The sequence below is a fragment of the Butyrivibrio fibrisolvens genome (genome assembly GCF_023206215.1).
Taxonomy (GTDB): domain Bacteria; phylum Bacillota; class Clostridia; order Lachnospirales; family Lachnospiraceae; genus Butyrivibrio; species Butyrivibrio fibrisolvens_C.
In genome coordinates this window covers 3,517,138-3,530,863 of the sequence record NZ_CP065800.1, presented here as the reverse complement: position 1 = coordinate 3,530,863, position 13,726 = coordinate 3,517,138, and the positions used below count along the sequence as shown (strand labels likewise).

The 13,726-nt window shown below is 46.4% G+C and carries 13 protein-coding genes and 3 pseudogenes; 10 read left to right on the top strand and 6 right to left on the bottom strand.

Annotation, left to right across the window (positions count from 1 at the left end; translation table 11 throughout):
- Positions 1 to 60 precede the first annotated feature (60 nt).
- Genes I7804_RS14735 through I7804_RS14715 form a run of 5 tightly spaced genes read right to left on the bottom strand, consistent with a single transcriptional unit; the run spans position 61 to position 3,387 of the window.
- Positions 61 to 234, bottom strand: a complete 174-nt coding sequence (locus I7804_RS14735; protein ID WP_080633489.1) for a cysteine-rich KTR domain-containing protein — start codon at positions 232 to 234, stop codon at positions 61 to 63.
- A 45-nt stretch (positions 235 to 279) separates the two neighbouring features.
- Positions 280 to 1,065 (bottom strand): ABC transporter permease subunit, encoded by a 786-nt coding sequence (locus I7804_RS14730; RefSeq protein WP_248404000.1) that lies wholly within the window; start codon positions 1,063 to 1,065, stop codon positions 280 to 282.
- Between the two features lie 12 nt (positions 1,066 to 1,077).
- Complete coding sequence (locus I7804_RS14725) at positions 1,078 to 1,872, bottom strand: ABC transporter permease subunit (protein WP_248403999.1); 795 nt, start codon at positions 1,870 to 1,872, stop codon at positions 1,078 to 1,080.
- 13 nt (positions 1,873 to 1,885) lie between these two features.
- Positions 1,886 to 2,773, bottom strand: coding sequence for an ABC transporter ATP-binding protein (locus I7804_RS14720; RefSeq protein WP_248403998.1), 888 nt, complete (start codon positions 2,771 to 2,773; stop codon positions 1,886 to 1,888).
- On the bottom strand, positions 2,770 to 3,387 hold the full coding sequence (locus I7804_RS14715) for a TetR/AcrR family transcriptional regulator (RefSeq protein WP_248403997.1): 618 nt from the start codon (positions 3,385 to 3,387) through the stop codon (positions 2,770 to 2,772). Before I7804_RS14715 ends, I7804_RS14720 begins: the two co-directional genes overlap by 4 nt.
- A gap of 623 nt (positions 3,388 to 4,010) precedes the next feature.
- Between I7804_RS14715 and I7804_RS14710 the strand changes: the two genes are divergently transcribed.
- A complete protein-coding gene (locus I7804_RS14710) occupies positions 4,011 to 5,231 on the top strand; it encodes an MFS transporter (RefSeq protein ID WP_002584949.1) in 1,221 nt (406 codons plus the stop codon).
- Positions 5,232 to 5,311: 80 nt separating this feature from the next.
- Here the strand turns inward: I7804_RS14710 and I7804_RS14705 are convergent, their stop codons facing one another.
- Positions 5,312 to 6,112, bottom strand: coding sequence for a helix-turn-helix domain-containing protein (locus tag I7804_RS14705; RefSeq protein WP_002575858.1), 801 nt, complete (start codon positions 6,110 to 6,112; stop codon positions 5,312 to 5,314).
- 97 nt (positions 6,113 to 6,209) lie between these two features.
- On the opposite strand from I7804_RS14705, the pseudogene I7804_RS19425 reads away from it, so the two are divergent.
- The 9 genes and pseudogenes from I7804_RS19425 to rsmH form a co-directional block, all read left to right on the top strand.
- Positions 6,210 to 6,284, top strand: a pseudogene (locus tag I7804_RS19425) (class I SAM-dependent methyltransferase); the annotation flags it as partial.
- A gap of 171 nt (positions 6,285 to 6,455) precedes the next feature.
- A complete protein-coding gene (locus I7804_RS14700) occupies positions 6,456 to 6,878 on the top strand; it encodes a sigma-70 family RNA polymerase sigma factor (protein WP_002586616.1) in 423 nt (140 codons plus the stop codon).
- Entirely contained in the window at positions 6,871 to 7,083 is a 213-nt protein-coding gene (locus I7804_RS14695; RefSeq protein ID WP_002586615.1) for a helix-turn-helix domain-containing protein, read from the top strand. The genes I7804_RS14700 and I7804_RS14695 overlap by 8 nt, the downstream gene beginning before the upstream one ends.
- Before the next feature lie 497 nt (positions 7,084 to 7,580).
- Entirely contained in the window at positions 7,581 to 7,979 is a 399-nt protein-coding gene (locus I7804_RS14690) for a plasmid mobilization protein (protein WP_002596229.1), read from the top strand.
- A 55-nt stretch (positions 7,980 to 8,034) separates the two neighbouring features.
- Positions 8,035 to 9,162, top strand: a pseudogene (locus I7804_RS14685) (recombinase family protein); the annotation flags it as partial.
- A gap of 306 nt (positions 9,163 to 9,468) precedes the next feature.
- Positions 9,469 to 10,566 (top strand): redox-regulated ATPase YchF, encoded by a 1,098-nt coding sequence (gene ychF / locus I7804_RS14680; RefSeq protein WP_027203986.1) that lies wholly within the window; start codon positions 9,469 to 9,471, stop codon positions 10,564 to 10,566.
- A 139-nt stretch (positions 10,567 to 10,705) separates the two neighbouring features.
- Positions 10,706 to 11,542, top strand: a pseudogene (lgt, locus tag I7804_RS14675) (prolipoprotein diacylglyceryl transferase); the annotation flags it as partial.
- Between the two features lie 751 nt (positions 11,543 to 12,293).
- Positions 12,294 to 12,731: a division/cell wall cluster transcriptional repressor MraZ gene (gene mraZ / locus I7804_RS14670; RefSeq protein ID WP_022752670.1), complete on the top strand. Its 438-nt coding sequence runs from the start codon at positions 12,294 to 12,296 to the stop codon at positions 12,729 to 12,731.
- Between the two features lie 14 nt (positions 12,732 to 12,745).
- Positions 12,746 to 13,699 (top strand): 16S rRNA (cytosine(1402)-N(4))-methyltransferase RsmH, encoded by a 954-nt coding sequence (gene rsmH / locus I7804_RS14665; protein WP_022752669.1) that lies wholly within the window; start codon positions 12,746 to 12,748, stop codon positions 13,697 to 13,699.
- Positions 13,700 to 13,726 lie beyond the last annotated feature (27 nt).

Below are 13,726 nucleotides of genomic sequence, written 5' to 3'. Positions count from 1 at the left end.
TTAAAAGCAAAAAGAGCCGATAATCCGCAGCACAAGGCTAACGGGTTATCGGCTCTGCGTCTATGCGTCTGGCTCTGTGATAACTGTGGTATTGAATTGTTTTACGCTGATTATTATTTCCCGTTTGCACTTCGGACAGTATAGCGGAAAATTTTCAAGTACTGTATTATCACAGATTTTAATTCTCGTTTTGTTGTTGCAGTTGGGGCATAATAGCCATTCGGTTTTTTTCATTCTTTGTTTTTCATCAGATAGTAGAATATCTATGGACAATTACATTTACAACTCACGCAGTTTCCACCGCCTTGTAGAAACCATTACACACGCGCCCACAATGAGTACTGTTAAGACGATGGAGGAAAGATAGACGCCATTTAGTGCTACTTCATACACATCATAGTACCGCAGAGGGGTCAGATAGTCTAAGAAACGGTTCCCAGCGTACTCGGCGGTGATGGCGACAGCATAGGCGGCCAATACGAAAACCGTACCGACACGAACCGCAGCCTTATAAGATTTGAAGAGGCTGGCAAACAGTAGGCCCAAGGCAAAGAACAGAAGTTGTGTCAAGAACATTCCAACCACAGTTGCAGTTCCAGCTCCCGGCTGTTCCAGTCCCCCCATCGGGAGGATGACCGCAAAGTAATTGCACACACCGCTGAACAGGGAAAATACCAGCAGGTTCACCGATGAAACAATCACCTTTGCCAAAACTATGGTTTTTCGCTCCACAGGCTTTGTGAACAGATATTCGGATGTCCCAAATTTCTTTTCCCTCGCCACACAGGACAGGCCCAGAGAGATTGCATAGGCAAAGGCCAACAGCCCCTCCCAAAAATAGATACACGCGTACCAACCAAGGGCCGTCGTGAGATCCCCTTTCACACCGAACATGATCATGATCAAGCGAGGGAATTGGTCGACTGTCCGGGCCATCTCATCCAAACTGTCCTTCAAGGATAAAAGTTCAAAATAGCAGAATCCGCACAGCAGTAACATGATCCCCAGCCAGATCAGCAGGGTCTTTCTGGTTTGGCGGAATTCGTTTTTAATCAATGTTTTCATGTTCACACCTCCTTAGCTGCGGAACTGAATGTCTTTTTTCAGAAAGACACCGTAAGAAAGCACCAAAAACAGGGCAAACAGCAGCACACACCATCCCAAGTAATCCAACTCATAAAAGCCAGATTTGGAAATCTCAGCCGCACTAAAGAACGAGTACGGGGACAGAAAACTAATGGCACGGTTGCTGACAATGTTGGAGAAGCTGGTAATGCAATACTCAACGAACACAACCAAACCGGCAGTCAGCAGCGGACTGCGGTTGCGGGAAAACAAAATTCCCACCATCAGGCCCATTGCAGCGAAGAACAGCGTAACAAGGGTCAGGGACAGGGCAATCAGGAAAAACTCTCCCCAAGGAGTTCCGGAACGGAATATTGCCATGGCGAAAAGGGAAGCCAGCAGATACCCCGTACCCACAATCGCCACGCCGACAAACACGGTCAATGCCTTTGCCCAATAAATTGCTTTCCGGGGAAAGGGCTTTGTAAACAGATATTCCGAGGTTCCTTCCGTACATTCTCTGGTGTGAATGGAAATGCCGAAGTGCATCCCAAAAATGCCGGAGGCAATCATAAAAAAGCTGGTGAGAAACGCATAAATGCCCAACGGTGAGGTCAGATATTCCATGGACACGCCAACGCCCTTGTAAAAATCACTCGTACCCAGCGTTTCATAGAGGTCTCCGGTGGAAACATCCATAAAGCTGTAATAGGTAGGCGTCATCACAAAAACACACAGAGCCAAGGCGATGGCCCAACCCAAAATATATTTGCGGTGCCTTTTCAGTTCATATTTCAAAATGATCATGCCTGACACCTCCCTACTCGTAGTAGTGCATGAAGATCTCCTCCAGAGAGGGCTCTTCCAAAAGCACATCGTCCAAATGCAGCAGGTGAAGCTTGTCAATGATCGCCGTGATATTGCCGTTATACATAAAGGAAACAGAGGTCTTGTCCGCAGTCTCCGCATAGTTCGCAATGCCGGACAAATTAAAGAAATCGCGAGGGATAGCCTCCTTTGCACTCAGAGTGACTTTTTTATAGCCGCTCTCACGCAGTTCTTTGATGGGCTGAATGCCCACGAGCTTGCCTTCTTTTAAGATTGCCACCCGGTCACACAGCTTCTGTACTTCGCTGAGGACATGGGATGAGAAGAAAATGGTGGTTCCCCGGCTGTTCTCCTCCTTCAGAATATCGTAGAAAGCCTGCTGGATCAGTGGGTCTAACCCGCTGGTGGGTTCGTCCATAATGATCAGTTTGGGTGAAGTCATAATGGCAGACACGATACCCACCTTTTTCTTGTTACCCAGAGACAGGTCTTCGATTTTCCGGGTCAGATCCAGATTGAGGCGCTCAGACAGCTCATACATTTTCGTTTCGCAGTCCATGCCGTACAGGTCAGCGGTGTATTGCAGCAGTTCCCGCACCTTCATGTTTTCATAATAGCTGTTCTCGCTGGGAAGGTAGCCCACATCTCTGGCAATGACACTGGCCTTGGTCTGGCAGTCCAGACCGAAAATAGAGGCGTTGCCGCCGCTGGGATGGATCAGGCCCATCAGCGTGCGGATGGTGGTGGATTTTCCTGCACCGTTGGGGCCAATGAAGCCGAAAAACTCGCCCTCATTCACCGAGAAACTGAGGTCATTGATCCCCCGATGGGTTCCATAGTGCTTGGTCAGCTGGTTTAAGACGATTGCTTGCTCACTCATTTTTGATACTCCTCCTTATAAAAATTTTTCCGCAGAATTGCGATGTTCTCCTCAAAATCCTCCATGACAGCCTGAAAATCGAAGGCCGCCGCCCCACGGTACCGGGCCGCATAGCCCTCGGCCATCAGAAGCAGCATTTGAAAGACCGGCTGGGCATCCTCCGGGTTTTTGAATTTCAAAGCATCCTCTTCCCGCAGAACAAGATCGTTTCGGAATCCGCTGGCCTCCTCCGTCAGGATCGCTAGCGTATCTGCCACCTCGGGAGAAGTTTCCTCCCAGGCACTGGTAATAAACTGCAAGATAAAAGGCTGATTTTGGAGCCCCTCCATTTTCATGCGGCTGGATGCCAGGATTCTGTCGAACAAATCTGTTTGGGAATTGAGGGATTCCTTGTCAAATATTCCCTCTATGATTTTCTTGCAGTATTCCAGTAGGTAAATGTAGAGCTGCTTTTTACTGCCGAAATACTGAAACACAGACGCTTTGGAAATGTGTGCGGCTACCGCAATATCATTGATTGAGGCTTTTTCATAACCAAACTTGCCGAAGCACTGGAACGCCGCATTGAGAATGGTCAATCTCTTTTCTTCGGTCAGGGCCAAAAATTTGTCCAATTCATTTCCTCCTTTTTACATATTAACCGTTTCTGTTATTTAGAGTATAGCACCAATAACCGAATCGGTCAAGTATTTTGGAGTATAATTCAAAAGTTTTCTTTTTATACTGTTAGATCAACGAAGATTAGTCTCGAAAGTACCGGTGTGTTCAAGTCAGCAGTTGCACGAAAATGTAATTCGTTCAAATACTACTACCTGAAATATAAAATTACATTGGGTGATGTCTATGAAATTTGAACGCGATGAGCGCAAATTTGATTTCCACGATATAGGGTGCGAGATAAAGCGCAAGATGGAAAACAAGGTTAAAAATGGTTGACAAGTCTATCGGATGTGTGTTATACTGTGCGACAGTTTGAGATTGGAAGGAGGCTTACGTGTGTTAATTTGTGTACGCTAATAAGCAATAAAAAGTAGAAGTACCTTTCCACATGATGGTGGGCTTTTTTTGCGTGCGTATGCAAAGGAACACGTAGGTTTGACACGAGCAGTCTTTGAACTGTATCGTGGTGTTTTTTCGTGCTTTGTTGTTATGCAGGCGTCTGCCCTCTCTGTGGGACAACGCCTGCTTTTTATTGCAGAAACAAAGGAACAATGCAATAAAAAAGGAGGTTCGCATTATGACCCAAAACAACAATTCATGGAGAAAAACTTATTTTACACTTCTTGCCGGACAAGCAATATCCTTTATTAGCAGCGGTATTTTGCAAATGGCCATTATCTTTTATTTGGTTGCGAAAACTAATTCTGCAATCATATTGACGGCGGCAACACTGATTGGATTTTTGCCGCAAGCCTGTTTAGGCCCGTTTGCAGGTGCTTTTGTTGACCGGCACAGCCGTAAAAGCGTAATGATTGGTGCGGATTTGATAATTGCCGCCGCTGGCGGTATTCTGGCGCTGGTGGCGTTTTACATGGAATTGCCCGTATGGTCTATTATGGTTGTCCTGTTAATCCGAAGTGCGGGAACTGCTTTTCATTCTCCAGCATTCAGCGCAGCAACACCTATGATTGTGCCAAAAGAGGAACTTACAAAATGCGCTGGTTACACGCAGACCATGCAAGCAGTAAGTGCGATTATCAGTCCAGCTGCCGCAGCGTTTTTATATGCTGTTTGGCCTCTTAATGCAATTATATTGTTAGATATTGTGGGTGCAATCCTTGCCTGTGTGACTGTTGCGATTTCGTCCATACCAACGCCTGAACTATGTCCAGAAACGAAAAGACAACAGTTTTTACAGGATATGAAAGAGGGGTATGTGGTATTAAAGCAAAACAGGGGCCTCTTTGCTCTGCTCTGGATTGGTGTAATTTATATGTTCTTTTATATGCCAATCAGTACGCTTTTTCCTCTCATCTGTATGTCATACTTCAAAGGAACACCGGCCCATGCCTCTGCCGCTGAAATTGCTTTTGCGGTTGGTATGCTGCTTGGCGGAGTCATTCTGAGCATTTGGGGCGGTTTTAAGAAACGGCGGTACACCATCGGTCTTTCCGTTCTCCTGATGGGCGTTAGCAATATGCTCTCCGGGCTTTTGCCGCCAGACGCATTTCTTGTCTTTGTTGTGTGCTGTACTGTTATGGGAATTTCCGCTCCATTTTACGGTGTGCAAAATGCGATTTTTCAAGAAACGGTCAAACCAGAATATCTGGGGAGAGTTTTTTCTCTACTGACAAGCGCCGCTTCCCTCGCCATGCCGTTTGGCCTTGTCATTTCCGGGCCTCTGGCGGAGCGGCTGGGAGTTGAGAAATGGTTTGTCATTTGCGGAATTGGCATTATCATCGTTGCGCTTGCCGTATTTTTACTACCCGGTTTGAGAGAGATTGACAATACGCAATAATCAACTGCACCTTTTTCTATTACTAAACAAAATGCCTGGATGGTGGTTCTGAAAAACCAGAACCGCCGTTCAGGCATTTTTTATCTTCGTCCTCTCTGCGGTTTTGGATTCTTCAGCAAGTCGGATTTTTCCGCAATCTTTTTCAGCCACTTCCGTTCTTCTACTGACAGCTTCCTAAAATTCAGCTTGAGCCGTTTGCAGATAAACGCCAAGTACGCTTGTTCCGTGTCGCTGTCCTGGCTGACGATTTCACCAGCAGTTTCCAGCATTTCTTTTAGCGGGTTATCCTCTGGGACGCTGAAAAAATCGTCCTTGTGTGTTTCCCGCAGAGCAAGGGCAATCCCGTTTATGTCCCGTTGTATCACATAGCGGCAAAACTCGTCCTCATCAATATGGGCGGTGATAAGCTGTCTTAACTGCGTATCACTCATGCCAGGATTATGCTTTTTTATAACAGTTGCGCTCATCGTGTCCACTATGGCGTTTGCACCCTGCGCCTGTTTCAGTGCCGTTCCGTTCACATAGATTTCAAGGTCAGCCATCAGCCGGGGGAAATCCGGGTGCGCCGCCAGCTCACACAGCAGGGTATTGTCTATCCTCCCGCTTTTCAGCAGGTCAATCATTTCATCACTCAAACGCAGGTCTGCAAGATCGGCGTTTGGGTGATTTTTCATTTCAGACAGCCCCAGCAGATAATCAGCGGTCACACCGTAAAACTTCGCCAGCCGGATAAGGGCATAGTGGCTGATGTCCTTGAAGTCTTCCGTTTCGTAACTGCCCAGCGCAGACTTGGAAAGCCCGGTCTGCTCCGCAAGCTGCCCCAGCGTCAAGCCACGCTCCACACGTAGGTCTTTTAATCGCTCTTGTATGGATAAAGACATATTCACCCTCCTTGCTAGCTCAACGAAAGAGAAGCCGTTATGCTATGTACTATGCTCATAGCATAACGGCATAGGCATTTACAGTTTTATTTTACCATTTAAAACCAACAAAGAAATTCCTATGGTAATGATAGTAAGGCTTAAGAAGGTAAAACGTGATAGCTTAAAATAAATTCAAGTTTGTCGGGTAAATAGCAAACCCAGCCGAGCCAGTCAACGGTCAAGATGAACGGCGCATATGCGCAGCCGTTGACAGCCCCGCCCGCCTTTGCTGGTAGGCAATCAAGGGGCGACAGCAAGAAGTGCCACCGCCCCGCACTATTATTCAGAAAGGGGAATTTCCATGACCGACCAGATAGCCTATCAAGAATATATCCAGCGCAGGTACAACGCCTTTTGCAAGACTGTTATCCGCTGTGCCGCCTTGGACAAGATTTTGAAGCTTAAACGGCAATGGGAACGGCAAGTTTCCCTTGACTATCTGATGAACGAGAAGTTTGTCCAGTTTGCCGCGTCGGAGCCGGACGAGGAATACCCATTTACCGTCTGCGGTCAGACCGTCCTGCTCTGCAACGCCGCCCTTGCCGACGCGATCTCTGTTTTGCCGGAGCAGACGCGGGAAGAAATCCTGCGCTATTACTTTCTGCGCCAGCCGCAGCGCGTGATCGGCGCGTGTATTGGCCGGTCACGCAGCACAGCGGGGCGGCATATCCAGCTTGCCTTGCAGCGGCTACGCGAAGAAATGGGGGTGAGCCGGTATGAGTAGACTTCTCCCCTATGAAACAATCCTCAAAGCCCGTGAGGGCGACCCAGAAGCCGTGAACGCTGTCCTGCTCCACTACGCCGGATATATCCGCTATTTCTCAAAAGTGAACGGGCAGGTCAACGCCGAGGTGGAGGACTATGTAAAGCAGCGGTTAATTGACTGTCAATTCAAGTTCCGGCTTGACGAACCACCGGACAAGTCATAAAAACTGAATACCAGCCGCCACCGACGCGGCCAGCGAAAGCAGTAAGTCTTGAAAAAGATTTACTGCTTTTTTTGTTGTCCGGCTCCGCTCCCGGCCATTTTGCCCCCTGCCGGTTGTAGTAGTAAGCGAGGAGGGAATTTTTCTGCCCTGGTGTTTGGCATTTGGAGCATTTACCCGTAGTAGAGGGCAAAGAGAAAGGATTTCTCCAACACCGGGTAGAAACCACTGCGTCCGGTGTCATTTTAGCGAAAGCGGGCAGGAATGCCCTTTACAGGATTAGTAGTAGCAGAAAAAGAGAAACAAACTTTTGTGGTTGCAGTTTTCCAAAAAAGTGGCGGACGGAAGTGAGAGAAAGTTTGCAGTCACGGAGAGCAAGTTTCTACCACGGTGCCAAAATCCGCAATTCTGCAGTTTTGCCCCTCGCGGGAAACTTGTTGGGGAGTGCCTTCCCCAAACCCTGCTCATGCGCCCTTACGGGCGAGAAAGGAGGTCACACCATGCGAAAGAAATACAACACGCCCCACCGCAGCCGCGTTGTGAAAACCCGGCTGTCCGAAGATGAGTATGCCGACTTCACAGCGCGGCTTGCGCCCTATGGTATCAGCCAGTCCGAATTTCTCCGGCAGGCGATACGGCGGGCGACCATACGCCCGGTTGTCCATGTGTCGTCGGTCAATGACGAGTTGCTTTCCGCTGTCGGGAAGCTGACAGCCGAGTACGGCAGGATCGGCGGCAACCTCAATCAGATTGCCCGGTATCTGAACGAATACGGCGTACCCTACAACACCCTTTCCGGCGAGGTACGCGCCGCCATATCCGACCTTGCCGTCCTCAAGTATGAAGTCCTCAAGAAAGTAGGTGACGCGGTTGGCAACACTCAAGCATATCAACTCTAAAAACGCCGACTACGGAGCCGCCGAGCAATATCTTCTCTTTGAGCATGACGAGTTTACCATGAAGCCGGTTTACGGCTATGTGATGGACGAGGACGAGAATTTTATTATAGACGAGGAAGCCGCCCCGGTGGTGCAGCAGATTTACCAGCTTTGCCTTGCCGGGAACGGCCCGACCAAGATTGCCCGTATGCTGACGGAGCAGCAAATCCCCACGCCGGGGACGCTGGAATATCAGCGGACAGGCAGCACCCGCCGTTATCACCCAGGCTATGAGTGCAAATGGGCGACCAACACCGTCGTTCATATCCTCGAAAACCGAGAGTACACCGGATGTCTGGTGAACTTCAAAACGGAAAAGCCTTCTTATAAGGTCAAGCACAGCATAGAGAACCCCGTCGAGAAGCAGGCCATTTTCGAGAACCACCATGAGCCGATCATCGACAAGGAAACATGGGAACGGGTGCAGGAGTTACGCAAACAGCGCAAACGCCCGAACCGCTACGATGAAGTGGGGCTGTTCTCCGGGATTTTGTTCTGCGCCGACTGCGGCCATGTGCTGTATCAGCAGCGGTATCAGAACAAAGACCGCAAACAGGACTGCTACATCTGCGGCAGCTACAAGAAGCGCACCCGCAACTGTACGGCGCACTTTATCCGCACCGATCTGTTGACCGCTGGTGTCCTGGCAAATCTCCGGCAAGTGACCGAATACGCAGCCAAGCATGAGAGCCGGTTTGTGAAACTACTTGTCCAGCAGAACGAGATCGGCGGCAAGCGAAAGACCGCCGCAGCCATCAAGCAGCTTGAACAGGCGCAGGAACGCATTTCTGAAATCAGCCGCATTATCAAGCGGCTGTATGAGGACAATGTAAACGGCAAAATCAGCGATGAGCGTTTCATGGAACTGTCGGCTGACTACGAAGCCGAGCAAGCGGAGCTGAAAAAGAGAGCCGCCGCCCTGCAAGCCGAACTGGACAAGTCACAGGCAGCTACCGTCAACGCCGAGAAATTTATGGGCATTGTCCGCAAGCACCTTGCCTTTGAAGAACTGACCCCCACTCTCTTGCGGGAAATGATCGAGAAAATTGTGGTGCATGAGTGCAGCTATGATGAGAACGGCACCCGCAGGCAGGACATTGAGATTTATTACAGCTTTGTCGGCAAGATTGACTTGCCCGAATAACCGCCCGACCTATCCGACACAATGGCCAAGTGTCGGATAGGAACGGCAAAATTTTTTGCACTTCTATTGCTTCTTTATCACACATAAGCAAAGTCACAGGGAATGAAGCAGTTTATGGTCGGTGGTGTATGAAAGTTGTCACTACACGTTTTTACAAATCCGTCCTGACATGGTAATATATATTCGCTGTGTCAGGTCTATTTTTATGTCATAATAGAAAAATAGTGCCCGGCGTGGTACTCGGTATAACAAGCTGAGATAACAAATGGCTTAAATAAAGCATTTTTAAAAGGAGATACATAGAAAATGAAACTAGGAATCGTAGGTTTACCAAATGTAGGTAAGTCAACACTTTTCAACTCACTTACAAACGCAGGAGCGCTTGCAGCAAACTATCCATTTGCAACAATTGACCCTAACGTAGGCGTTGTTGCAGTTCCGGATGAGAGGATCAAGAAGCTCGGCGAGTTATATAATACTAAGAAGGTTACACCTGCAACAATCGAATTCGTTGATATTGCCGGTCTTGTAAAAGGTGCATCTAAGGGCGAAGGTCTTGGTAACCAGTTCCTTGCCAATATCCGTGAGTGTGATGCTATTGTTCACGTTGTAAGATGTTTTGAAGATACCAATGTAGTTCACGTTGACGGATCTGTAGATCCTGTTAGAGATATAGAGACTATCAATCTTGAGCTTATTTTTGCTGATCTTGAGGTACTTGAGAGAAGAATTGCCAAGACTACCAAGACAGCTCGTATGGACAAGGAAGCTGCCAAGGAACTTGACCTTCTGAACAAGATCAAGGCCACACTTGAAGACAACAAGCTTGTTAAGGATATGGAGGATCTTAATGAGGACGAGCAGGCTCTCCTTAATACATACGACCTCCTTACATCCAAGCCTGTTATTTTTGCAGCTAATGTTAAGGATGAAGACCTTGCAGATGATGGCGCTTCTAATAAGTATGTACAGGCAGTAAGAGAGTGGGCAGCAGGTAACAACTGCGAAGTATTCGCGATAAGTGCTCAGATCGAGTCTGAGATTGCAGAGCTTGATGAGGATGAGAAAAAAGAATTCCTCGCTGATCTTGGTCTTACTAAGTCAGGTCTTGATAAGCTCATCGAGGCAAGCTATAGAACTCTTGGCCTTATGAGCTTCCTTACTGCAGGTGAAGATGAGTGCAGAGCCTGGACTATCAAGGTTGGCACTAAGGCTCCTCAGGCAGCAGGTAAGATTCATACTGACTTTGAGAGAGGCTTCATCAAAGCTGAAGTTATCAACTATCAGGATCTTCTTAACGAAGGATCACTTTCAAATGCTCGTGAGAAGGGTCTTGTACGTATGGAAGGTAAAGAGTATGTCGTTCAGGACGGCGATGTAATTCTTTTCCGTTTCAATGTATAATATACATATGATATATAGGCTGGGTAAGGCGTAGCAGCTAAGCCCGGCTATTTTTGATTGGACAGATGAAGTGATAAATTGATTGTAAGTCATAAGTTTAAGTGACGGAGGGGGATTTATGCCTAATATTATGGATGATATGTCCATTGCATTTCCACATCTTGGGATCTACCTTAAGTACATTCCCAAAAGTTTCACAGTATTTGGCTTCAGGATTGCTATGTATGGTCTTATTATTGGTATAGGCGTGTTGTGCGGGGTATCACTTGCTGCACATATAGCCAAGAAGACAGGCCAGAATCCTGACTGGTACTGGGATCTTGCTATATACCTGCTTATCTTTTCAATAATGGGAGCAAGGCTTTACTATGTAATATTTGCCTGGGATTATTACAAAAATGATCCTATTGAGATACTCAATATAAGGAACGGCGGATTGGCGATATATGGCGGAGTTATAGTTGGCTTTATAACACTTGCGGTATATGTTAAGGTCAAACATAAGAGTTACCGCCTTATGGCAGATACCGGTATCTTTGGTGTCATCATGGGACAGATCATCGGCAGATGGGGCAACTTTACTAATCGTGAAGCATTTGGAGATTATACAGATTCTCTTTTTGCAATGAGACTTCCTGTATCTATGGTCAGATCTATCGAGATTACAGACAAGATGCAGGCTCACATGAGTACTGCTACCAATTACATTCAGGTTCATCCTACATTTTTGTACGAGAGTTTATGGAATGTTCTCATATTGACATTGATGCTTCTGTATATAAAGCATAAGAAATTCCATGGTGAAGTTGCTCTTCTATATCTTGGAGGATACGGATTTGGAAGAGGGCTTATAGAGTCTCTACGTACAGATCAGCTACATCTGCCTGGTACCAGTATCCCGGTATCGCAGCTTCTGGGCTTTACGCTGTTTGCATTTGCGCTTATCACAGATATTGCAGTCAGAATCTATATGAAGAAGAATTCATATGTTATCCTTCCTTCAGATGAAGTCATAAACGAGAACGTAAGACTTGATATGGAAGCTGAGGCTGAAAACAAAGAAGATACCGAAGGTAAGGACGAGGAAGAAAACGAAGCTGAAGAAAAGCTTGATGAAAAGCCTGAAGATAATACTGAAGACGATACTGAAACTAAGTAAGATAAAGCCTGATAAGCAACAAGCACTATACATACAAATACGAAGTATCCAAAGATCAGTCAATAGAAGATCAGCTGAATCAGAAAATTCAAAGACTCAGTGGTGAAGAAAAAGAGATTCTAAGTAAAATGTTAGATGGACTTATAAAGTAAAGGTTCCTGTAAAATGGAGCCTTTATTTTTTTGTTGCACAAGACCGGCAAGCGAATGGATGCTTGCATACAAATTCATTTGCCGGTCGTAAGAACATGGAGCACTAAGTGCGGAATGTTCGTGTGCGAAATCGAGTAGGAGTCAGCCTACTCGATTAAAAAAATTTTAATCAGCCAAGCCCTAGTTTTTATCTGCCTTTAAACCATTTTGGAATATCCCTCCACTTTCCACCACGCCATATTTTTATTGAAAAGCCCAAAAAAATGTAATAAAATGGTGGCAGGTGGAGAAAAGTGGTGGAAAAGTATTAAAAAGTGGTGAATCTTTTCCGATATAGAAAATGAAGATATAAATATTTTGTATAAGACCACAGATGTAGTTTTGAAAGAAAGTAATAGACGCTTGGGTGAGTGCTGATGTTAACTGGTGAATACAGCCATTCAATTGATGCTAAAGGGCGTCTCATCATTCCTTCCAAGATCCGCGATGAACTGGGCGAGCAGTTTGCGGTCACCAAGGGACTTGATGGGTGTCTTTTGCTGTATCCGGAAGACAGCTGGGAAGCATTTACCATGAAACTGCAATCGCTACCTTCATCTAACAGCAAGAGCCGTAAGCTCCAGAGATTCTTCCTCGGCGGAGCGCTGGTTACCGAATTTGACAAGCAGGGACGTATCTTACTTCCTGCCAATCTTCTTGATTTTGCAGGTATGCAAAAAGAAGCAGATGCAGTGATTGTAGGTGTTGGCAATCATGCAGAGATCTGGAGTAGCAGCAAGTGGGAGGAGAACAACTCCTTCGATGACATAGAAGATGTTGCTGAAGAAATGGGTAATATGGGTCTTGATTTCTAAAATGGAGGCAACGCTTGGAATTTAAGCATACATCCGTACTTCTTAATGAAGTAATCGATAATCTGAATATTAAACCGGATGGTATCTATCTGGACGGGACACTTGGAGGAGCAGGACATTCTTCTCATATCGCTGAGAAGCTGACTGCCGGCGGACATCTTTACGGAATAGATCAGGATGAGGATGCCATTAAAGCTGCGACCATGCGTCTTGAACCTTTCAAAGACAGAGTCACAATTATTAGAGACAATTATGAAAATGCTGTAGCAAGGCTCAAAGAGCTTGGTGTTACAGGTGTAGATGGAATTCTTATAGATCTTGGAGTTTCATCTTATCAGCTTGATGCTGCAGACAGGGGATTTAGTTACAAGTACGATGCTCCCCTTGATATGCGTATGGATAGAAGGCAGACACTTTCGGCCAAAGAGATCATCAATGAGTGGCCAGAGAGTGAGATATATCACATCATAAGAGATTATGGTGAGGATAAGTTTGCACGTAATATCGCTAAGCATATCTGTATTGAAAGACAGAAAAAAGAGATTGAGACAACAGGCGAACTTGACAGGATAGTACATGAGTCAATCCCTGCCAAGATGCGTACTAAGGGAGGGAATCCCAGTAAGCGTACCTTCCAGGCTATAAGGATAGCCTGCAACAGAGAACTTGATGTTCTTCAGAATTCACTTGACGGGATGATTGATTTTCTCAATCCCGGTGGAAGGTTCTGCGTTATAACCTTCCATTCTCTTGAAGACAGGATCACTAAGGTCAACTTCAAGAACAATGAAAATCCATGCACATGTCCGCCTGAGTTCCCGGTATGTGTGTGCGGCAAGAAATCTAAAGGCAAAGTAATAACAAGGAAACCTATTCTTCCAAGTCAGGAAGAACTCGACAATAATACAAGATCTGCCAGTGCAAAGCTTAGAGTCTTTGAAAAAGCAGTCACAGTAGACGAGAAATAACATGGTCATCCTAAGGGCACACCTTCA